The sequence below is a fragment of the Paenibacillus sp. WG02 genome, assembly GCF_055396115.1.
This window is the reverse complement of sequence record NZ_AP036016.1, coordinates 528,760-549,186: the sequence shown is the minus strand read 5'-3', so window position 1 is coordinate 549,186 and position 20,427 is coordinate 528,760. Positions and strand designations below refer to the sequence as shown.

Genomic DNA, 20,427 nt, shown 5'->3' with positions numbered 1-20,427 from the left:
TGCTAGGAGTAAATATTGGGGATAACGAAAAAAACGTTACTTGAGAGCATTCTGCTCCGAGTAACGTTTTCTAATAAAACTGGTAATGATTACGGCCTTTGCCCTTCACTTTGTATAGTGCAATATCTACTTCCTTCATCATGCTAGTCGCATCGGTCTCATTCGAGCGGTACATCGTAATCCCCATACTTACTGTTGCACGAAACTGTTGACCCTGTATTTCCCATGGCTGTTCAAAACAATGAACGATACGCTTGGCCACGCTTTCCACGTGTTCCTTGCAATCCACCGCGGGCAATAAAATGGTGAACTCGTCGCCTCCCATGCGGGCGAACATATCAACCTCACGGAGACATCCTTTGATGCGGTGAGTGAAATCCTGCAAGAATGCATCTCCTACATCATGGCCCATCGTATCATTAATCACTTTGAAATCATCTATATCTAAGTACAAAAGTCCAAACGGTCTCTTCGTCCGATTCGCTTTCAAAAGCATTTGCTGCAGATGCTCCTTAAACATTCGCCGGTTTGGCAAACCTGTCAGAGGATCATGAAAAGCCATGGCTACAAGACGACTCTCTTGATTTTTGCGCAGCGTGATATCCGTTAGAACAAAAGAAATCTCGGCTAGATCACCCTCATCATTACGAATTGGAATCGCGGTACACTCGAACCAGATGATATTCTTAGCAGCATTTCTCGCTCGAAATTCTAGCTTACTGCTGCTGCAAGTTTGCAAGGTTTTGATAAACATTTTATGTACATCCATTCCATATTCGGAATCGATAAAGTCCACCACTTGCTGAAAGTCACTAGGTATAAATCCTATCACCTCACTAAAACTCTTAGAGGCATAGGTCAAATTTCCATAAACATCAAATATGCTAAACAGATCCCAAGCCTGCTCGATGAATTGGCGTACGAATGTATCTTTTAGTAACGATGAATGCTTGCCAATATCCGGATCAGCCTTTTGACTCATTACTTTCGCAGCCCCTCTCGTTCTTTCTACATAGAGACTTAGGTAGCTTAGCATGGGAACATAAAGATTCAATTAAATTCAGCCAAAATTTTCGTCAATCGAAGTCGAATTATGACTCTTTTTTTACTCTTGTCACATTTACTAGAATCTACAGGCAGATCAAAGTACCTACTTTGGAGTAAGAACCGCATCAAATCTCTTTATCTGGCAATAAAAGGATAGAAATGTCTAAGAGAATCGTTCTATAATGAAAGTAAACATGTGAGAGCGGGAACACCGTTCTCCCTACCAAGCTGTTCCGTTGCTGAGGAGGATTTCTAGTATGGCAGGAGAAACTATTTTAGTCGTCGATGACGAGCAAGAAATTGTCCAATTGATTCAACTTTACCTAGCGCGGGAAGGCTATAAAGTCATCAGCGCCAATAATGGACAAGATGTATTTGAGATCGTTAAGGAACATAAGCCTGATCTTATTATTCTGGACATTCTGTTGCCAGGACTTGATGGTATAGAAGTTTGCCGACAGCTCCGCAAAACGAGTAATACGCCGATCCTGTTCATCTCCTGTAAGAGCGAGGATATTGATATTATTCTCGGATTAAGCATGGGTGGCGATGATTATATGACGAAGCCTTTCAGCCCTAGTCAGCTCGTTGCTAGAGTCAAAGCTCATTTGCGTCGAAATTCCATTCGAGAGCAGCATCAGGATGATCCTCAGTTGGTGAAATTCCCTGGCCTCGAAATCGATCTGGTCAGCCACATCGTTCGCGTGAATGGACAGACCATATCGTTATCGGCCAAAGAATTCGATTTGCTTTCCTTAATGGCTAAGACCCCTAATCGGGTATACAAAATCGAGCACCTGTTTGAACTTATATGGAGCCTGGATAGCATGGGCGATCCACGCACACTCATTGTACATATTAGCAATCTGCGCAAGAAAATTGAATCCAACCCAGCGGAGCCTCGCTACATTATTACGGTTCGTGGTGTCGGATACAAATTTAACGGTTCGGCAGTTTAGAACAGTCGGTTAAACCATACAGAGATATAATGTTGCAAAGGAACTGCTGCTGCCGCTATGACAAGTGCCGGAAGCATGTTGGCTACATTCATTTTTTTAATCTGGAGAATGTTGAGGCCTACGCCTATAACCAGAACGCCGCCCACGGCTGTAATTTGGACGATCATAGCATCTAAGGACGCTTGGCTAAATGCCATAGCAATAAACGTCGCTGCCAGAGCGATGACCCCTTGCATCACGAACACGGACACAGCCGAGAAGATCACACCTATACCAAGGGTAGATGCGAAGATAATGGATAAGAATCCGTCCAACAATGATTTGGTATATAAAATATCATGATTATGCCTCAGGCCGCCATCCAGCGGACCCAGAATAGCCATAGCTCCAATGCAATAAACCAATGTGCATGTGACGAAACCTTCCGAGATACTGCTTGTAGGATGTGCAGTAGACTCTTTCCGCAGTACAGCTTGCAGCCAGTCACCAAGCTGTCCAAGCCTGTATTCAATGCGCAGAAGCTCTCCAATGATGCCTCCGACGACTACACTGACAATAACGAGCACGATTTGATTCGACTTTAATGCCATAGTAATGCCGAGCACAGTAATGGCGAGCCCAAGGCCCTGCATCACTGTGCTTTTTATGCCTTCCGAGATGCGGGGCAGCATCATTCCTAATAATCCCCCAATGATAATGGCGATTGCATTCACAATCGTCCCCCATAAAGCCATGCTGGTTCATTCCCTTTCTGCCTTCTAGTCTGTGACAACCTTCTCATTCTACATGATTCTGCTCATAATTTCCTCCATCGTTGGAAATGGTATGAATAAGCAACAGGAAAGGAGGAATACAGCATGTCGAATGACAAATCAATGGATCCCATGACTGGCGACATTGTTGAGACGGATGGTATTTATGCCAATGAAGCAGGACGAGAGGTTACGCTCAAGCGCGGCGACGAGTTTCCCGCTGATCTTATCTTAGGACGAACGACTTGGGAATTGCGAGGCTTCGCCGATGAAGCCGTGATTGATCATGACCAGTCTGAGCTTAACCCTATGCGCAAGCGTGTGGACGCGAGAACCTAATCATAGAACCGGGCTGTGAGGTATGCAGCTCGGTTTTTGCCTGCGTATGATATACTATGGGGATGATATATCACGCGTTGGGGGAAGAAGCATGAACGGAAAACGAATTATCATTGTAACTGGAGGGACACTCGGGGATTGGGCCCTTGGCGACATTCATGAGGATGACGTGCTTGTTGGATCTGACCGTGGTGCCCTTTATCTGATTCAACATGGCTATACGCCGCATATTTCACTTGGTGATTTCGATTCTGTCACTGCCGAAGAGTTGAGCCTTATTCGCTCTTCCAGCCTCACTTTCATCGATTGCGATCCGGTTTTCAAGGATTTAACCGATACCGAAATGGCCTTTAACTGGGCATTGGCTCAGCAGCCAGATCATATCGTCCTGCTCGGCGCGCTCGGCACCCGCTTTGATCATTCGCTAGCCAATGTACATCTGCTTCGCAAAGGCACAGAGCAAGACGTCTCCTGTTCCATTGTCGATGCCAACAATCAAATCATTGTCATTAACCAATCCACTCGCATATTACGGGGGAGTTATACACATATATCCTTACTGCCGCTTAGCTTGGAAGTAACCGGTATTACGCTGCATGGTTTCCAGTATCCGCTTCACCAAGCAACTCTTCAGATTGGACAGTCCCTCGGAATTAGTAATGTACTTATGGAATCCGAAGGGCTCATCGAACTCCAAACTGGCTTATTACTTGTGATTCAAAGTAAAGATTAAGCAAAAAATTTTAAAATTAGACAATCTCCTATGAATTCTATGGGGATTAACTCTGCTACAATGAATTGTACGCCATAAATTAATTAAGATATTGAGGTCGTTCAACCATGCAGCATGTACAAGCAATTCCGGTAAAGAACCTTCATCATAAGAGTGTGCAATCCGTCATAACCCAATTTGCGGCCATACATTTACTTACGAACCGAGAAGCCGAAATTATAGGTCTCATCGCGCTCCATGGCTACAGTAACAAAGAAATAGCCGATCACTGCAACATTAGTGAAAAAACAGTTAAAGTCCATATTGATAAAATTATGGATAAAGTCGGGACTCGATCGATGCGCAAGCTTCTAGCTGCCATCATCAGCAATGCGGTTTAACGCACCGCACGCGCCAAATACTGCTATTCGAACTGTAGACAGTTTGGATAGCAGTTTTTTATATGCGAGAATCTCTCTCTAGATGGCTAAACTAGGTATATTTCTCCCAACCTTTGCTTACAAATAGAGTAATAGATTATTCCTCTAGAAATGGTTGGTGTGCCTATGAACTACCCAAGAAAGAGAATCCTTTTTTATTCGGTGCTAGCCGGACTATTTACTATACTCCTACTCGTATTCATCGGCCTAGACTCCTCGGGATACCAACTACGTGGATCCTCACCAACTCCGGCATTGATCCTTCATCAGGCCGATGCTCCAATCGTTGAATCTCCATCCCAAGCTCCGATCGAGGTCTCTAGTTTTGCCCTGGACAAGCCCGCTCCAAGCTTAGAAATAACACCAGCTCCTCCGCTCCTAGAGGAACCCAAATTGCCTGCGGCCTCCACCGTTACATTGGATACTTACGTTCCGGCTCCCGTTCTCGCTGCCATTCCATCGGCTGCTTCCGAAGTAAAGGGTGCCGTCCAATCTCCAACAAGACCAACACCTCTGCCGCCCAAAATCAGCATCCCTGTCCTCAACTACCACAGTGTCACGATTGATCCAGGGAATGTAGTTGTTATTTCCCCAGCCAAGCTGGAAGAGCAGCTGACGTATCTTCACGACCACGGCTACACCCCAGTCACGCTCTCTACATTTATCCGCCTTATCGAAGGAAAAAGTGTCGAGGCGGCTCCAGAGAAACCCGTGCTGCTAACTTTTGACGACGGATACATCGATAATTATGAGCAAGCGATGCCTCTTCTCGCCAAATATGCCTTCCCAGCTACCCTCTTTATTTCGCCAGGTACGAGCGATCAGGAAGGTTACCTGAACTGGGAACAGATCAAAAAGCTGCAAGAAGCCGGCTGGGACATTCAACCTCATGGGATGACACACCCTCATCTCCCCCAGCTTTCCGCGGATCTACAAGCCTACGAAATCTTGGAAGCCAGAAAGCAAATCGAGGAAAAGCTCGGAACCAAAGCTGATGTATATTGCTACCCTTATGGAGAATATAACAAAACAACGCTGAAGCTTCTAAAGGATCATGGATTTCGTTATGCCTTTACGATTGAACAAGGCTTTGCAACAAACCAGCAGTCCCCTTATCTGCTCAAAAGGCTTTTTATTAACGGAGAAGAAGGCCTGAAATCGTTCATTCGCAAGCTTTCCACACATGATTAGGCAGCATTATTTTCGAATCCCTTATATGAAAAAGTAGTTCAAATTAATCATCTATATAGTATAATAGACCTATCAATCACGAGGGGCAGTAGTATGTCACAAGCAAATAAGCGCTCCAGCTTCCGACTCCATCTTCAAATTCCGTTATCCGCCCTGTTCAAAATCATTGGTATCAAAAACAAGGCAGCTGACACCAAACATTCTAAGATTATGATCCGAGATATTAGCGCAGGCGGAATACGTATTCACACCCCGTTGAATCTTCCTATCGATATGAATTTGCTGCTGGAATTCACTTTTCAACTGTTTCATCAAGAGATCAAAGTATTGGGTGTCCTCACGCGAAAAACGATGCTGAAGCCATCCCTCTATGAATACGGGATTGAATTCAGCATCGCAGATCCAATCATGGAGCAGCAGTTTACCAGTCATCTGATCTTATTAGGCGCTCGTTTAAAACATGCCAACATGCAGGCAAGCTGCAGCTTCTGTTCCGATGAGGACATGGCGGATATTTTCTCTACCACCTACGAAATTACATAGCAGCTGCAAGCTTCTGCACAAATTGTTCCAAGTACTGCTGATCGATGTCATCGAAACGGCTCTTGAGAGGACTATCAATATCCAGCACCCCGACGAGCTCATTTCCTACAAGGATCGGTACCACGATCTCGGATTGGGATGCCGCATCGCAGGCAATGTGACCTGGGAATGCATGCACATCTGGAACAAGCACCGTTTCCCGGCGTTCTGCTGATGTACCGCAAACTCCTTTGCCTAGTGGAATCCGTACACAAGCCGGAAGTCCTTGGAACGGCCCCAGCACGAGCTCCTTCTTGTCACTAGTCTCATCTAATAAATAAAAACCAACCCAATTCACATCACTCAAAAACTGTCCAAGCAGCGCAGCGGCGTTAGCCAAATTCGCAATGCGATTAGGTTCGTCATGTATCAAAGCTTCAACTTGCTGAATCAGCAACGCATATTTATCTTCTCTTGTTCCCTCATAACTCGACTTCGTAAACATCTCTCGTCATCCCTCTTCCCCAAATCATTCCTACCTGTCTATCATACCAAAAGATAACCTTCCTACCCAAATGTAAAAAAGGGCGAGTCGGATTTCACTGCTTAGGCTCGATTTCAGAGCCTATCTCACTCAACCGCCGGAATTAAGCTCGGTTTCCGCGCCTTCAAAACAAAAAAAGGACAGTCAGCATCGTGCGCCAACTGCCCTTTGTTTATCCTTGCTCCGCATCAATGGAGCCGTTCATCCCTATTGCCCGTAATAAGCGCCCGCTCCGTGCTTTCTCAGAAAGTGCCGATCCAGCAGCGTTTGGTCCATTAGCTCTACCGCGGGGTTCAAGTTGTAGGTGCGGTAGGCAATCTTCGCGACCTCTTCCAGTACAACTGCGTTATGAACCGCATTGTGCGGATCCTTGCCCCAGCTGAATGGAGCATGGCAATTCACCAACACGCTGGGGACCATCGCTGGATTCAGTTTCAATTCATTGAACGTCTCGACAATGACATTTCCCGTTTCCCGCTCGTAAGCTCCATTAATCTCATTCTCTGTCATTAGACGCGTACAAGGTACACCCCCGTAAAAATAATCCGCATGTGTTGTACCAAGTGGCGGGATGCCTCTTCCTGCCTGTGCCCAGCTTGTCGCCCAAGCTGAATGTGTGTGTACGATACCGCCAATTGTAGGGAAAGCACGGTATAGAGCAAGATGTGTTGGTGTATCCGAAGAGGGCTTCAGCTTGCCTTCCACGATATTCCCTTCCAGATCAACGACAACGAGGTCTTCCGTTCTTAGTTCCTCATAAGGTACTCCGCTAGGTTTAATCACAACAAGCCCTTGCTTCCGATCAATCCCGCTAACATTGCCCCACGTAAATGTGACAAGCCGATATTTCGGCAAATCCAAATTGGCTTCCAGCACAGCATTCTTCAAGTTATCTAGCACCTGATATCAACACCTTCCGATAAAATGTACATATGATTTCATATTATACACTTGTACGTACATGTTATCTAGATATCAGCGATATAAAGTTTTCTCAATCAACTTGTATGTACAGCTTGTACACACATTATATGTATTGAGACCGTTGATTCATTCACCCATCTGCTTTATTTGCAGGTGTCTTAAATCGGGATCAATCGTCAACTATATTCTAGGAATGAATAATGGAAAAAATGATCGTTTTCCCATCCGCTTCTAACCGTGTTTCAACAGAATAGCTGCCGATTTGTTTCGTTGTGGTTTCGAGAACACCTTTAGCCGCTGCGCGTTCACAAGCATCAGTAAACTGGCGATAGAAGATGTCTGCGTCATAGCCAAAAAGGAAATCCGTAAACTTCCGGATACTCTCCGTATTACGGGCTAGTGCCCCGTTTTCTAGGTGCACCGTCACACCATAGGTCATAAACTGCGGATCTAACCATAAGGACACTTCATTGCTGTTGCGCACCTCGGCGGTCGCACCGCTCATCGCGAGCCCTTTGGCCTCTGCATCTCGGAATAAGCGCAGCGTTGTTTCTTCAAGGTCATAATTCGAGCCTCGCAGCTTGCCCGCTTCCTCCATCACATCATAGGCTTGCAGCATTCGCTGATCGGGGAATACCAGCTTCTTGTAGCTGCCATCCTTCGTAGGCACGACTTTGATGAACGCTTCACTTCCGCTTTTCACACTGATGCGCTTAGACTTCGTCTGCAAGCGAGTAATGATTTGCAGCGCTTCTGCTCGGGTAACCGTTCGTCCAACGCCGAAGTAACCGTTCGGGTAGCCTTCCATGATTCCCTTCGTCATGGCCTCACCGATAAACTTCTGCTGTCTAGCCGTCGCACTTTGAAAATCACCGAATTGTGAAGCTGCTTTGAGACTGTACACTTCATCTTCCAAATACTCGGTTTCCTTGAGTAAATAGTAGAGAATTTCGGCCACATCTTCGCGTTTTAGCATCGCCTTATAATCAGTGAATTGACCTTTGCTTATAAAATGAAGATCACTGGCCAAATCCAAATAAGGCTTTGCCCAATATCCGACTGTGTTCGGTTTGAACGTGAAATCCCGATAATCCTGCTGTAAAATACTTTGGTTGCTCGCGCTAAGCGTTTGCAAAAAGCTCGATTTCCATTTGCGTTCGCCATTCGGATATTTATCTGTAAAAGCGAGCAATACGATTTTCACAAATTGATCCGCAGTCACAGAATCATCTGGTCGAAAAGTCCCATCAGGAAAGCCATCCAGTAAGCCCTGCTGCACCATTTGATTAATCGTCTGCTCCGCCCAATGGCCTCGAATGTCCGTCATACCGGCCGCTTCACTCTTCCCTTGTACGACACCTATTGTCATTACGCAACAAATTGTTGCAATTGTAAGCCATTTATTCAGCTGTAACATCTTATTACTCTCCGCTTCTCCATAAGTTTTTGGCATCGTTTATACCAGTCTTTAGGATAAGCCTTCTACAATGCTTTGAGAACAGGCTTAAAGCCTAGTGATCCAAAGGGCCAAGAACTATCCACCATGGGACTATAGCCATAGGGATAGGTATGCAAAAAGACCATGCTTTCTACACATGTAGAAAACACAGTCCTTACTTTCCAACAAATAACGGCTCATTTAGCCGATCTTTTTCCCAGCACCCACGGTAATAACTGAATTATAATAGCGCAGCCAATCTGTTATGTACAACATTTTGGTCAGGAAATCTGGCGCATTACCCTGCAGACTCGCATACTTTTCCTGCTGCAGCAGTTTATGCATCTCCCAGCTTTTCTGAAATATAGCTTTAATGAAAGCTTCCTCTGTTTGCGGCTTATGCAGATCCGTTCCGCGCGAGAATTCGATTTCCTCGATAATAACGCCTCGATAATAAGGATGTACATTCACGATTTGCCCCGTATCAATGTAAGCGAGGCCTGTAAATTCGAAAGGCAGCCAAAATAAATTCGTCTTCCTGTCTTCCAGTTTAACTGTATAAACTAAGCCCAAGTTCAGAGCAATCGGCTGCGGATAGTTATTAATTTGGCCAGACCGCAAATGATCCACTATATGCTCAACGAAATTCATGGTGTTCTTCCTCTCCGAAGGACCTGATCTTTCATCCAGTGTCCTTACTTCATATTGCGCGTTAAGGCCTTCTATTGTCAAGACACCACATGAACGATACTACTTTATAAGCTTCTAATCATGTGTTGCTCCATGTGCTGCTCCTACACTTTAAACCGTCCAACAACGCTTTGTAAGGCTTCAGCCGTTTCGCTAAGACTAATGACCGATTTATCAATGGCTTCCATCGCGTACAATTGCTCCTTCGTATGTGACACAATGGTTTGAGATTGCTGCGACGATTGTTTAGCTAGATGAACCATCTCTGCAATGGAAGCAGACACTTCCTGGGACCCAGCGGACATTTCTTCCGTGGCTGAGGAAAGATCCTGCACCTGCTCCGTGATGTTGGCGATGGATTGAAGAATCCCTCCAAACATGTCACCAGACTGAGTAATCAACTGAACACCGTGCTTCACCTCATCCTTCACCTCCTGCATAGAAGTCACAGAAGCCAAGGCGTCTTCTTGTATCCCTTGAATAATATCATTGATTTGCGAAGTAGACTGGATCGCTTGCTCAGCCAATTTCCTTACCTCCGTAGCCACGACAGCAAAGCCTCTGCCATGCTCCCCTGCTCTTGCGGCTTCAATCGATGCATTAAGCGCTAGTAGATTTGTTTGTGAAGCAATGCCTGTAATGACATCTACAATATGATGGATTTCCTGCGATCTTTCTCCTACACGATCAATAATTTGCGTAGATGTTTCCACGGATTGCTCAATCCGATTCATTTGCTGGATGGAATCTGCAATGGTCGCATGACCTCGTTTCGCATCTTCCCTAGCGTCTAAGGAGGCTGCCGCTACTGCAGCCGAGGATTCTGCCATGCGTTGAATCCCTACTGCCATCTCTTCCATGGCTCTTGCGCTTTCGGTTGCACCTTGATCCTGTGCCGCATTACCCGCAGCTACTACATCAATCGCATCAGCGATTTCACTCGTTGCTTGAATGGTAAGCCGCGCGTGGCTCCCCAGCTGACCCCCCGATTGTTGAACCACATCCGCATTCACTGCGGCTTCATGCAGAAGGGAGCGAAGCTGGCCCACCATATTATTGCAAGCATCGATTAATTGCCCCGTTTCGTCCTTACTCATCTTCCCATCCAGGCGCGTGGTAAGGTCGCCATTTGCTACGCGACGCAAGAAACCTACTGCTCTCGTAATAGGCCTCGTGATCATCCGTTCTAATGTAAAAGCTAGAAATAATCCAATCGCTACAACAGCTACGCTAGAAATAATCAAAGTCTTCACCAATTGCGACATATGATTATCTAAATTGTTTTGTGCTACTGCGTACTTCTTGTCATATGCAAGCACAAGCTTATCTGTTAACTCATAAATTTGATTTTTGGCTTCATCGGTTGCATCGTCTACTTTCTTATATTCCGCTTTCAGCTGTTGATCTGTGTATTTATTTTGATTGTTATAGACCGCAACCACCTTATCGAACATCGCAATATACAGTTGGCTTTGCTTAACAATATTCCCGGCCCACTGGAGCTCTTCATCCGTTCTGGCCGATGCGCTTACACTTTCTACCATTTCGAGAAACGTCTTCGTGTTCTCTTGGTATTCCTGAATAATGTCTTTATTGTTATTTATGATCAAATCCGCTTGGTTGCTATATAGAATGCCTACCATACTTTTTAAAGATAAGGCAATCTTTTCGTTGGTCATACTAGCCGTTTGTTCATTTACACCGAGCTTAGTGGATTGAACCATTTGATAGGATAGTCCAGCTGAAATCATAAACAGCACGATCAGAGCGACAAAACTTATCAGAAACTTAAAGCGTATTGAATGTATAAAAGAAACCACGAGCCCACCGCCTTAAGAGTTTTATTGTTGATTCGATTCTCCCCCTTGGAGCAAAACTCCTCTAGATTTCGAGCTATAGCTATTTTAAAAATTACATGTAGAAGTTAGACTCATCTGCCAGTTCACTTTCGAATCCTATAAAGCATGAATTTTTTTATAAAAATGTGAACTTTTTTGTACTTGTAACGTCTAATTCAGAGAGGTGAGAGAATGGAGACGACCGGTGTCCATGTATTTGATTACTTAAAGTATGTATCTGAAACAACGGATCAGAAAGTGATTCTTCGCAATATAATGGAAACTTACGGAAACGATGTATGGAATTATGCGTTCAGCATTTGCCGCAACTCAGATTTAGCAGATGACATTACGCAGGATGCTTTCTTAAAAGTATATCGCAATCTTACTACATTCCGCGGGGAAACTTCGGTCAAAACCTGGCTGCTTACCATTACACGTAATACCGCATATGACTACTTACGCAAAGCATTCTGGCGCAAAGTTACACTTGTTGGCTTCATTCAATCTGCAGGCACATCACAATCAGCAGAAACAGAAGCGATGGAAAAATTATATGCTAGTGATATATGGAAAAAAGTGATCTCTCTGTCCCCCAAATATAGAGAAATTTTAATTTTGCATGCCCATTATCAGCTATCAACGAAAGAAATGGCTGCCATCCTTAACATCTCGGAGGGAACCGTTAAATCCCGACTTCACCACGCCAGACTCAAGGTGATCAGTTTGAAGGAGCGTGAAGCGCTTGAAAACTCCTGATCCGGATGATTTACATAAGCAATTGGAATCAGGACCGCTTAAGCAATCTGGCTTTACTTCCAAGCTTCAGGGCGACATCGAGGAAGCCATTAAACGAAAGGAACGAGCGAAGCCGAAGGTTAAGCCTCTACTCTGTTTCGCCGGACTCGGTGCGATAGCTGCTGCGATACTGCTCTTTCCATGGAGTACAATCCATACTCAAAGTGATGCAGCTCCTGCAATGGATGCCTCTGTTACGACTGCGTCAGCGTCCACTAGTTCGTCCCCTGCCCCAATAAGCACCGCGCTGCTTATTGGGCTAAGAACCGAGCGTGAGTCTAACAATACGGAGGCGCAGCATGCTTTAGGGCCTATTCGATATAGTACCTACCGAACAATGCTTATAGCGCCGGTTCGCGGTCAACTGCAGAAGACATCCGAGGGCACGGGAATTCTCATGCCTTACAAGCAAAATTTTTGGAAAATCGATTCCTTGGTTCATAAAACGAAAACAGACGAGGTCCACTATTTATCCGCGCATTTAGCTGATCAGCCCGTGAAACCAGAAGTGTTCCCCGATCAAGCTGACGAACAGTTAAATCGCGTGGAGACTCTGGTATTTGCTGGGAATCAATATGTTTCCATTGCTGAATCGGAGGAGGCTTGGCGAGGTAATGCCCCTTATCAAGCCGAACGCATCTGGGTTCGTACCCTCCCACAATTGAAAGAAGGGCATACCGTGCAGTTCTATAACAAACCGGTGGACAAGAACCATGTATCGCTCACCGATCTATATAGCAGCAGCATCAGCAGCCTCCTTCCAAATGTACCGAGCAGCTCACCCAAATTGCTTGGTGAGCTTACAGGCCAAAGCTGGACCGTCCAGCGTGAGCCAGGCCGCTGGGTCGGCAAGATTGCTGAGACATCGAGAAATAGCCCAGCGACGCCTGATAGCTACGTTCTACACGACTTCCCGCGCGAGCTGCCTGATAAAGTCATCAATCACGATGATCTTTGCTGCTCGTGGAGCACCATTCAATCCTCGTGGCCACTTGCGACTGATGCGTTGACATCGCCGATGAATGATATGATCGTCATCTTCGAGAACGGCAAGCTCAAGTTCTACCCTTACGGGCAAGCGCCGGGGAACGCTCCACAGCTTAGCATAGACCTCCAGCCTGGTGAGAAGCTCGTCATGGCGCAGTGGGCAACCGATCACTACGTGCAAGAGTGGATCGATAAGGTTGGCCGCTATTTAAATAATGATCAGGTTCTATTGAGCTCCAGTGATGAATTGGATAACGGTAAAGTTGTAAAAACCCGCTAAGTCCTATGACTTAACGGGTTTTCGTTGTTTACCAGCCTCTGCGAGCTCGCAAGCTCGTAATGTGGGCAATATGATGATTTCCATGCCATGCATAATTGCCAACGTTCCAATCCAATCGAATCGTCTTCCCTGACTCTGGATGTACGAATGCACGTGCAAACTGCTCATGCTCCATATCCTGCAGAACAATCATCCAGCGGCTGTGCAATGCATCAAGCAAGGTAAGAGATAACTCCACCGGAGCTGACTTGCCATCGCTAAGCTCAGCCCAACGCTCCTCATAGTAAGGTCTGATCGTCGGCTCTTCTTCCGTCAGCGCCAGCTTAAACCTTGTGTAGCTGTTCATATGGCTGTCTGCAACGTGATGCACGACTTGTCGCAGCGTCCACCCTCCTGGGCGATAAGGCGTATCCAGCTGCTCGTCAGACAGCCCGGCAACCGCCTCACGCAGCCTGCTTGGCGTCGACTCGATGTCAGCCATCCACTCTTGCAACTGCTCCCGTGAAATTTCACCTTCGTGTGCAAACAAACCAATAGGGTAGCGCAATTCATCCATGTGACCAAACCTCCAGCATCTTTTTTCTCTATTATAGCGGAGTTTTGCTAGACTGCCCACGATGATGAAGTAAAGCGCTACATAGCGCCGGTTGCCCTCTCTCCACTACCCATCTGCTACTTTAACACTACAAAACATCGCTAACTCAACAGCTAGCTAGTCAACGCTCACTTTAGCGATGTAAAACATCGTTAAAGTCGCCAAACTCCCCTTCTCTCCCACTCGCCAGCTACTTTAGCTCAACTTCCTCACCACAACCCAACAAAAAAATCCTCAGCCGGGAAGCTGAGGATTTGCTCATTTACATGGCATTCATGTTATTCCGATTCCTTATTCAAAATAAGTTCATTATCCTTACCTAGAAATGCTCGCGCAAGATCTGTCACGCTTTTGCCTGTTAGCGTCTGTGTAATTTCCGGCACTTGCGCGATCATTTTGGCAATATCGCCTGTAATCCGATTCACGCCTGATGTTGTTCCATCTTGTGAAATTACCGTAATTTTATCTACATTACTCAGCGGAGCCGCAATTTTCTCAGCTAATTCCGGCAGTATCCGAAGAATCTCCACCGTAACCGCCGCCTGTGTATACTGCTTGTAAGCCTCCGCTTTCTTCTCCAGCGCTTCAGCTTCCGCAAGCCCCGCCAAGCGGACGACTTCCGCATTCGCTTTCCCTTTGGCGAGCTCCGCTTCGGCCGTCGCTTCGCCGCGTTTTCTCGTCGACTCGGCATCCGCCTCAGCCTCGAGAATTTGCCTCTGCTTATTGACTTCGGCACGCATAATAGCCGCTAGCTTCTCCGCTTCAGCCGGTTTAATGACCGATGCTTCAAGCTCCTTCTCCTTCAGCTCGACTTCGATCTGGCGAACTGTCTTGTTCGCCTCCGCTTCCATCTGCCGGATTTTCACCTGTTCCGTTACGAGCGACTGTTGAATCTGCTTCTGCTTCAATTCATAAGCCAAATCCGCTTCCGCCTGACGGCTCGTCGTTTCCTGCTTGAACTCCGCTTCCTTCATGCTGAGCTCTTTGCGGTACTGCGCTTCCTTCGCTGATGCGGCGCTCTCCGCCTCAATCTTTAACTGATGAGCTTCCGCTCGACGAATCGCGGATTCCTTCTCCGTATCTGCCTGGCGAATTTGGATATCCCGCTCCACTTCAGCTCTGGCAATACTGGCACTTTTGCGGATACGCTCCACTTCCGGTACGCCCAGGTTCTCAATGTATCCTTGATCATCAGCCACGCGTTTGAGCACGAAGGAGATGAGGCTCAGACCCATTTTATCCAAATCCTCTGAGCACGTTTCCCTCATCTTGCTGTTTAGTTCATCCGGATTCTTGAGAATAGATTCAACCGGCAGCTGCCCAACCAATCCACGAAGATGTCCTTCTACCGAATGTAAAATCATCATTTCCCGCTCCAACAGCGTGTGGTCAAGAAACTGCTCCGAGGCTGTACCAATCGCGACTGGATCACTTTGAATCTTAATTTGAGCCACTGCCTCAATCTTGAGCCGAATGCCCTGCTGAGAAAACATAGGTTGATCCGGTTTCACATCGAAGCTCATGAGCATCATGGAGATCGTTTTAAAGCTTTGAAAACCAGGGATGACGAACGTCCCTCCGCCTTGTACGACCCTTTTGCCACCTAAACCATACACAATCATCGCTTCATTCGGCGGCACTTTCTTGTACGCTCTCACAATGGAAGCCAGTAAGATAAAAACGACAACAACAATGGCAACAACCGTATACAAAATTCCTAACATAAACGCATAACCTCCCAGTAGTTAATTGCAGCTGCTATTATTGGTTAAACCTTGTTACCGTCGCAATCCCTTTATGCATGTGCAAAACGACGACCTTTGTCCCTTTCGGCATGGATTCCCCATTCTCAGAACGAACACTGATGGAACGCATAGTGCCATGCATCACAAACATCATTTCGCCCGTACCCTTCCCATTAATCGGCACCGACAGCTTCCCTAACTGACCACTAAGATCAAAATCGCTCTCTTTCATGCTATTGTCATGCTTATAAATAACTTTGGCGTAGAGAAGGAAGAAGAGCCATCCTACGAAGAGACCGGCACCGATTGCGATAAGCAGAATAAGCAAACTACTTGTCATCCCAACTTGATTCAGCATATATCCCATGCCGCCAAACACCGTCAAACTAGCTAAGATGGAAGACAGGTTAAAAAAAGACGGTCCGCCATGGCCATGAGCAGCCCCGTGATCCGCATGAAACTCAAAGAAATCGCCGCCAAAAAACGTAACAAGTACCGTAAGTACAAGGCCTACAAAGAAACATATGGCAAACAACGTCATCATAGACAATTACCTCCTAAGAGCTTTGCTTTAGCAAGTTTACCTTGTACGCAGTACGACTCATAAATATAGACGAATTTGGTAATAAAAGGTTTCGTTCGAAAAAAATTTACTCTTAACAGCGAATCCTTAGGTTTTTTCTCGCGTATAATTATGGGACGTCTTTTACTATTTCTATTAAACCTAAGGAGTAGATTATCACATGTACAAAAAGAAATTGACTTGGTGGATCTCCGCCGCACTGGTTCTAATGATGTTTACTTTATCAGGCTGCCAGGCTGTGCAAGGGTTGGACCTTGCTGGTGCCATTAAGAATGACTGGTCAGTGAAGTCCTCAGAATCCAAAGGCACCCTGCAGCTAGAGTTTGTGCCCGGCGACACTTCTAAGCTATCCGCTGAGGAGCAGAAAGCACTAACGGCTCTGCAAAACGTGAAAATCGATCTCACCAATGTGAAAACACAAGATGCTCAGCACCTTTCGGCAGATGGTACGATTACATACAGTAAGGGCACAATTCCTTTCAAACTTGCAACCGAGGGCACCAAGTTCATTTTGAGTGTCGAGGGCGCGAAGAAACCGATTGTTTTCGATGTTTTAGGAGGTTCAAATTTATCGTTTACGAAGCTGTTGCCAACAGCTGTGCAAGAACAGTTCGGCAACAAAATTGCGGAGATTAAATCTGCGATTATTGGACTTATTTTAGCTAATACGCCTAATCCATCGAACATATCCATCACACCGGTCACGGACAAAGTCAATGGCGAGTCTCTCTCTCTGCAAAAAGCGCATATCGAGCTCAGCGGCACGGAACTTGCTTCCATTCTTAAGAAGCTGCTGAGTAATGTTCTCGTTGATGAAGCTGGATTGAAAGATCTGATCAGCCAATTGTACGATGCCCTCTCACCTATTATTGAGGAGCAAATTAAGGCAGGTTCTACTGATTTTTCATTAAGAATTTTAAGTAATAAACAATTAGCTGTTGGACTTGTCTATCCACCTGTTCAGGATTTCCTGAAGAAAGCAGCTGCATCCTTGGATAAAATGATTGCGGGAGATGCTTCGGGCGAGCAGGGCATTCTGCCGATTCAGGATTTATTTAGCAGCAAATCAGCCCTTCAAGCGGATATTTATACAGATGCTGATAAGCAAGTTCGCAAGCAAACCCTGGCGCTCAATGTTCCTCTTACGAATACGAGCTCTGGCATCGCAGCTCTCAAACTGTCTTATGCAAGTGAGACGTGGAATATTAATAAGCCGGTCACGGCGAATACCATCAACATTTCTGGCGGTGCGCTAAATGTAGGCATGGAAGCTTCATCTATCTACAGCTTATTGAATAATCTAGATAAGCAGTCTCTCTTTTACAAGCTGCTCAAGGAAGATTTGAAAGTGACGAAGAAAGAAGTCAATCTGAAGCTGAACGAAGGTGCTTCCGGGGCCGAATCTGATACCCCACAGCCTTTTATTAATTCAGATAACAAAACGATGGTGCCTGTGAGATTCATTTCTGAAAAGCTTGGCGCTGAGGTTGGCTGGAACGGAGATCTTCAGCAAGTAACGATCAAGGATTTGTTAACAGGTGCGACGCTTATCCTGAAGCTAGACAGTAAGATAGCAACTGTGAATGGCGCTTCTGTCGAGTTGGAAAGTGCGGCTACGCTCCATAACGGATCCACTTTCGTGCCAATTCGATTCATCGCGGAGCAGCTCGGCGGCAAAGTTTCCTTCAATGACGATACACGTGTAGTTACGATTAAACGCGACTAACCTGCTGAATTGACACAAATAGGCGATACACCTTTTTTGGGCGGCTGAATAGTCTAGTAGTGAACCCAGGCAAATAGCCTGCTGCTACGCGCAGCCGCACGAAAAAGGAGCGAAACCGTATGTATACGAATCCATCGCAACATCCTGCTCATCCTGCTCATCCTGCTCATCCTGTACATCCCGTAAATCCTGGTCATCACGGGCCTCATGTTCTTTTCCAGACAGATCCAAATTGGCAGCACATGCTAAGGCAGAAAAGAGATATGATCTTAGGTGCACTCCACCCTCATATCGGCCGCACTATTCGTGTCACAACGTTAGAAGGACATACGTATGAAGGTGTTTTGGTTAACGTGGATGGACACCATGCTTACCTTCAAGTGAGTCCACATGGGCATCCACATGGTCAGCATAGACCCATCTATACGCCAGCTCAATTCAACCAGATCTTGACGCTTGTCCTCTTCGAACTATTGGTTATCGTACTACTTGCCTAAGACAAAGCTCGTTCTCATCAGGTCGACAAAACCTCTGAGAAGCGAGCTTTTCTATTAGGTGTACGTGAAGACATTGTAAAATTTTTCTAATCCAAGCGCATCTTTCCCTCTTTTTCTGCGTATAATCTATCACTGCTATTTTTTACTAGCTATTATATCTAAGGAGTAGATTTGTAGATGCAAAGAAAGAAATTGACTTGGTGGATTTCCACTGCATTAGTTATTATGCTATTGGCATTAACGGGGTGTCAGGCTGTTCAAGGGCTAGATTTGGGACAAGCTATTCAAAATAGTGCCTCCATTCAATCTGCCGAATCCAAAGGCTCACTTCAGATGGACATCATCACAGGCAACACCGATGGCTTGTCTGCTGACGAGAAACGGTTGATTGACGTCTTACATCATGTGAATGTAGAGCTGAAGAGCGTCAAAATGCAAGATAAGCAGCACATCTCTGTAGACGGTGCACTTACTGTTTACAGCAAGGGATCTATCCCCTTCCAGCTGGGCGTAAATGGGACCAAACTCACTATACAGATCGAAGGTGCTAAGAAACCGCTTTTCTTTGATCTGATGGCTGCAAATGCTGGCTTGGCTGGCTCATCTTCTGCATCGCTATCTTCCGATATACAGCAGCAGTTATTCAAAAAAGCAGAAGAATTATGGCCTGTATTGCTCAAATTCTTCTTAACCAATGCTCCTAATCCGGAACATTTCTCTGTCTCTTCCGTGTCCGAGCCTGTGAATAGTGAAACTCTTTCCATGCAAAAGGCCCACATAGAGATTAAAGGCAATGAGCTCGTAGGCCTTCTGAAAACATTCCTAACCAACATCCTCGCGGATGAAAAGGGAATGAAGGAATTGATTGGTCAGCTCTATGATGTATTGGTGCCTGTTATTAAAGAACAGATGAAAGCTTCCCCTTCTAAAGGCGGGTCAAGTTCTGAATTGCCAGACCTTATGATGGCTTACCTGGATAATAAGACGTTAGCTGTTGAGTTTGTTTACACAACTATTCAGCAATTCCTTCGGAAAGCTCTCGACGATTGGGATAAGAACATGCAGAAGACACTTTCTTCCGTATCCGACTCCCAAGCGAAGGCCTTACTGAGTGATAAAACCGCACTTAAGACAGACTTCTTCATCGATACCGATAAACAGATTCGCAAAGTAAATGCTGAGCTTACACTCCCTATCACAGAGATTAGTGCTGGAATCAGTGCGCTTAAATTTACTTACACTAGTGAAATATGGAATATCAATAAGCCTGTTACAGCTAGTGTAATTGATACCTCTGGCGGGGTATCGGACCTAAGCAAGATATCAACCAACAATGATACCTTTCTAAAATATTTCAACAAGGACTCTACGTTCTATTCCTTTCTGAAAGATGATTTAAAAATAGCCAAAAAAGACATTCACTTGCTGATGAGTCAGGGCAGCGATGACGACTATAAGTTCGATTCTTCCCATCCTTTTATCAACGAGGATCAAGTGTCCATGGTGCCGGTTCGATTCCTTTCGGAGAGGCTTGGCGCGCAAGTGAAATGGCATGCAGATTCAAAGCAGATCACAGTGAAAGACGAACTTAACGACAAGACGATTATTCTGACCCTTAACAGTAAAACAGCGAGCGTTAACGGATCTCCTATTCAATTGGACAGCGCTCCGATTCTGAAGCATGGCTCCACTTTTGTTCCGCTTCGTTTTATTGCCGAGCAGCTTGGCTGCAAGGTTGGTTTTGATAATAAAACAGGTAGTGTAAACATTACTAGATAATAACCTACTCATGCCAAAAGCTCGCCCTCATTCGGTCTATA

Annotated in this window: 21 protein-coding genes; 11 read left to right on the top strand and 10 right to left on the bottom strand. The window is 45.6% G+C overall.

Features of this window, described 5'->3' with window-relative positions; genetic code table 11:
• Positions 1 to 70: 70 nt before the first annotated feature.
• Positions 71 to 982 carry a diguanylate cyclase domain-containing protein gene (locus ACBP55_RS02505; protein WP_464649518.1) on the bottom strand — a complete coding sequence of 304 codons (912 nt, stop codon included), beginning with the start codon at positions 980 to 982 and terminating at the stop codon, positions 71 to 73.
• 322 nt (positions 983 to 1,304) lie between these two features.
• Between ACBP55_RS02505 and ACBP55_RS02500 the strand changes: the two genes are divergently transcribed.
• A complete protein-coding gene (locus ACBP55_RS02500; protein ID WP_090825283.1) occupies positions 1,305 to 2,006 on the top strand; it encodes a response regulator transcription factor in 702 nt (233 codons plus the stop codon).
• Here ACBP55_RS02500 and ACBP55_RS02495 read toward each other — a convergent pair.
• Positions 2,003 to 2,740, bottom strand: a complete 738-nt coding sequence (locus ACBP55_RS02495; RefSeq protein WP_464649516.1) for a DUF554 domain-containing protein — start codon at positions 2,738 to 2,740, stop codon at positions 2,003 to 2,005. The genes ACBP55_RS02500 and ACBP55_RS02495 overlap by 4 nt on opposite strands.
• A gap of 123 nt (positions 2,741 to 2,863) precedes the next feature.
• On the opposite strand from ACBP55_RS02495, the gene ACBP55_RS02490 reads away from it, so the two are divergent.
• The 5 genes from ACBP55_RS02490 to ACBP55_RS02470 all read left to right on the top strand — a co-directional run bounded on the left by ACBP55_RS02490 (position 2,864) and on the right by ACBP55_RS02470 (position 5,983).
• Positions 2,864 to 3,097 carry a hypothetical protein gene (locus ACBP55_RS02490; RefSeq protein WP_268613744.1) on the top strand — a complete coding sequence of 78 codons (234 nt, stop codon included), beginning with the start codon at positions 2,864 to 2,866 and terminating at the stop codon, positions 3,095 to 3,097.
• 91 nt (positions 3,098 to 3,188) lie between these two features.
• On the top strand, positions 3,189 to 3,830 hold the full coding sequence (locus ACBP55_RS02485) for a thiamine diphosphokinase (protein WP_464649513.1): 642 nt from the start codon (positions 3,189 to 3,191) through the stop codon (positions 3,828 to 3,830).
• 107 nt (positions 3,831 to 3,937) lie between these two features.
• A complete protein-coding gene (locus ACBP55_RS02480; protein ID WP_268613746.1) occupies positions 3,938 to 4,210 on the top strand; it encodes a response regulator transcription factor in 273 nt (90 codons plus the stop codon).
• Between the two features lie 165 nt (positions 4,211 to 4,375).
• On the top strand, positions 4,376 to 5,440 hold the full coding sequence (locus tag ACBP55_RS02475; RefSeq protein ID WP_464649511.1) for a polysaccharide deacetylase family protein: 1,065 nt from the start codon (positions 4,376 to 4,378) through the stop codon (positions 5,438 to 5,440).
• Between the two features lie 93 nt (positions 5,441 to 5,533).
• Complete coding sequence (locus ACBP55_RS02470) at positions 5,534 to 5,983, top strand: PilZ domain-containing protein (RefSeq protein WP_464649509.1); 450 nt, start codon at positions 5,534 to 5,536, stop codon at positions 5,981 to 5,983.
• Here ACBP55_RS02470 and ACBP55_RS02465 read toward each other — a convergent pair.
• The 5 genes from ACBP55_RS02465 to ACBP55_RS02445 form a co-directional block, all read right to left on the bottom strand.
• On the bottom strand, positions 5,976 to 6,467 hold the full coding sequence (locus ACBP55_RS02465) for a GAF domain-containing protein (RefSeq protein ID WP_464649507.1): 492 nt from the start codon (positions 6,465 to 6,467) through the stop codon (positions 5,976 to 5,978). The genes ACBP55_RS02470 and ACBP55_RS02465 overlap by 8 nt on opposite strands.
• Before the next feature lie 246 nt (positions 6,468 to 6,713).
• Positions 6,714 to 7,406: an L-ribulose-5-phosphate 4-epimerase gene (araD, locus tag ACBP55_RS02460; RefSeq protein WP_464649505.1), complete on the bottom strand. Its 693-nt coding sequence runs from the start codon at positions 7,404 to 7,406 to the stop codon at positions 6,714 to 6,716.
• Positions 7,407 to 7,617: 211 nt separating this feature from the next.
• Positions 7,618 to 8,847 carry an S-layer homology domain-containing protein gene (locus tag ACBP55_RS02455; RefSeq protein WP_464649503.1) on the bottom strand — a complete coding sequence of 410 codons (1,230 nt, stop codon included), beginning with the start codon at positions 8,845 to 8,847 and terminating at the stop codon, positions 7,618 to 7,620.
• 222 nt (positions 8,848 to 9,069) lie between these two features.
• Positions 9,070 to 9,519, bottom strand: coding sequence for a hypothetical protein (locus ACBP55_RS02450; protein WP_464649502.1), 450 nt, complete (start codon positions 9,517 to 9,519; stop codon positions 9,070 to 9,072).
• Positions 9,520 to 9,662: 143 nt separating this feature from the next.
• On the bottom strand, positions 9,663 to 11,378 hold the full coding sequence (locus ACBP55_RS02445) for a methyl-accepting chemotaxis protein (RefSeq protein ID WP_464649500.1): 1,716 nt from the start codon (positions 11,376 to 11,378) through the stop codon (positions 9,663 to 9,665).
• A 210-nt stretch (positions 11,379 to 11,588) separates the two neighbouring features.
• Between ACBP55_RS02445 and ACBP55_RS02440 the strand changes: the two genes are divergently transcribed.
• Together ACBP55_RS02440 and ACBP55_RS02435 are read left to right on the top strand one after the other, a co-directional pair.
• Entirely contained in the window at positions 11,589 to 12,155 is a 567-nt protein-coding gene (locus ACBP55_RS02440) for an RNA polymerase sigma factor (RefSeq protein ID WP_464649498.1), read from the top strand.
• On the top strand, positions 12,142 to 13,461 hold the full coding sequence (locus ACBP55_RS02435) for a hypothetical protein (RefSeq protein WP_464649497.1): 1,320 nt from the start codon (positions 12,142 to 12,144) through the stop codon (positions 13,459 to 13,461). Before ACBP55_RS02440 ends, ACBP55_RS02435 begins: the two co-directional genes overlap by 14 nt.
• A 28-nt stretch (positions 13,462 to 13,489) precedes the next feature.
• Here ACBP55_RS02435 and ACBP55_RS02430 read toward each other — a convergent pair whose 3' ends face one another.
• From ACBP55_RS02430 to ACBP55_RS02420, 3 genes are all read right to left on the bottom strand, one after another.
• Positions 13,490 to 14,017, bottom strand: a complete 528-nt coding sequence (locus ACBP55_RS02430; protein ID WP_029196195.1) for a YfiT family bacillithiol transferase — start codon at positions 14,015 to 14,017, stop codon at positions 13,490 to 13,492.
• 317 nt (positions 14,018 to 14,334) lie between these two features.
• Positions 14,335 to 15,780, bottom strand: a complete 1,446-nt coding sequence (locus tag ACBP55_RS02425; protein WP_307435720.1) for a flotillin family protein — start codon at positions 15,778 to 15,780, stop codon at positions 14,335 to 14,337.
• 37 nt (positions 15,781 to 15,817) lie between these two features.
• Positions 15,818 to 16,345, bottom strand: coding sequence for a hypothetical protein (locus ACBP55_RS02420; protein ID WP_464649495.1), 528 nt, complete (start codon positions 16,343 to 16,345; stop codon positions 15,818 to 15,820).
• A 199-nt stretch (positions 16,346 to 16,544) separates the two neighbouring features.
• Between ACBP55_RS02420 and ACBP55_RS02415 the strand changes: the two genes are divergently transcribed.
• The 3 genes from ACBP55_RS02415 to ACBP55_RS02405 all read left to right on the top strand — a co-directional run bounded on the left by ACBP55_RS02415 (position 16,545) and on the right by ACBP55_RS02405 (position 20,386).
• On the top strand, positions 16,545 to 18,110 hold the full coding sequence (locus ACBP55_RS02415) for a copper amine oxidase N-terminal domain-containing protein (RefSeq protein WP_464649494.1): 1,566 nt from the start codon (positions 16,545 to 16,547) through the stop codon (positions 18,108 to 18,110).
• Positions 18,111 to 18,229: 119 nt separating this feature from the next.
• Positions 18,230 to 18,607 carry an LSm family protein gene (locus ACBP55_RS02410; RefSeq protein ID WP_464649493.1) on the top strand — a complete coding sequence of 126 codons (378 nt, stop codon included), beginning with the start codon at positions 18,230 to 18,232 and terminating at the stop codon, positions 18,605 to 18,607.
• 177 nt (positions 18,608 to 18,784) lie between these two features.
• The gene (locus ACBP55_RS02405; protein WP_464649491.1) at positions 18,785 to 20,386 is read left to right on the top strand and encodes a copper amine oxidase N-terminal domain-containing protein; all 1,602 of its coding nucleotides are present in this window, start codon (positions 18,785 to 18,787) and stop codon (positions 20,384 to 20,386) included.
• Positions 20,387 to 20,427 lie beyond the last annotated feature (41 nt).

Excerpts from the sequence above, each read along its gene's own strand:
- ACBP55_RS02415 (WP_464649494.1), top strand. The coding sequence starts at position 16,545 with ATGTACAAAAAGAAATTGACTTGGTGGATCTCCGCCGCACTGGTTCTA.
- ACBP55_RS02475 (WP_464649511.1), top strand. The coding sequence starts at position 4,376 with ATGAACTACCCAAGAAAGAGAATCCTTTTTTATTCGGTGCTAGCCGGA.
- ACBP55_RS02490 (WP_268613744.1), top strand. The coding sequence starts at position 2,864 with ATGTCGAATGACAAATCAATGGATCCCATGACTGGCGACATTGTTGAG.
- ACBP55_RS02405 (WP_464649491.1), top strand. The coding sequence starts at position 18,785 with ATGCAAAGAAAGAAATTGACTTGGTGGATTTCCACTGCATTAGTTATT.
- ACBP55_RS02465 (WP_464649507.1), bottom strand. The coding sequence starts at position 6,467 with ATGTTTACGAAGTCGAGTTATGAGGGAACAAGAGAAGATAAATATGCG.
- ACBP55_RS02470 (WP_464649509.1), top strand. The coding sequence starts at position 5,534 with ATGTCACAAGCAAATAAGCGCTCCAGCTTCCGACTCCATCTTCAAATT.
- ACBP55_RS02505 (WP_464649518.1), bottom strand. The coding sequence starts at position 982 with ATGAGTCAAAAGGCTGATCCGGATATTGGCAAGCATTCATCGTTACTA.
- ACBP55_RS02420 (WP_464649495.1), bottom strand. The coding sequence starts at position 16,345 with ATGATGACGTTGTTTGCCATATGTTTCTTTGTAGGCCTTGTACTTACG.
- ACBP55_RS02440 (WP_464649498.1), top strand. The coding sequence starts at position 11,589 with ATGGAGACGACCGGTGTCCATGTATTTGATTACTTAAAGTATGTATCT.
- ACBP55_RS02480 (WP_268613746.1), top strand. The coding sequence starts at position 3,938 with ATGCAGCATGTACAAGCAATTCCGGTAAAGAACCTTCATCATAAGAGT.
- ACBP55_RS02500 (WP_090825283.1), top strand. The coding sequence starts at position 1,305 with ATGGCAGGAGAAACTATTTTAGTCGTCGATGACGAGCAAGAAATTGTC.
- ACBP55_RS02430 (WP_029196195.1), bottom strand. The coding sequence starts at position 14,017 with ATGGATGAATTGCGCTACCCTATTGGTTTGTTTGCACACGAAGGTGAA.
- ACBP55_RS02495 (WP_464649516.1), bottom strand. The coding sequence starts at position 2,740 with ATGGCTTTATGGGGGACGATTGTGAATGCAATCGCCATTATCATTGGG.
- ACBP55_RS02410 (WP_464649493.1), top strand. The coding sequence starts at position 18,230 with ATGTATACGAATCCATCGCAACATCCTGCTCATCCTGCTCATCCTGCT.
- ACBP55_RS02455 (WP_464649503.1), bottom strand. The coding sequence starts at position 8,847 with ATGTTACAGCTGAATAAATGGCTTACAATTGCAACAATTTGTTGCGTA.
- ACBP55_RS02425 (WP_307435720.1), bottom strand. The coding sequence starts at position 15,780 with ATGTTAGGAATTTTGTATACGGTTGTTGCCATTGTTGTTGTCGTTTTT.
- ACBP55_RS02450 (WP_464649502.1), bottom strand. The coding sequence starts at position 9,519 with ATGAATTTCGTTGAGCATATAGTGGATCATTTGCGGTCTGGCCAAATT.
- ACBP55_RS02485 (WP_464649513.1), top strand. The coding sequence starts at position 3,189 with ATGAACGGAAAACGAATTATCATTGTAACTGGAGGGACACTCGGGGAT.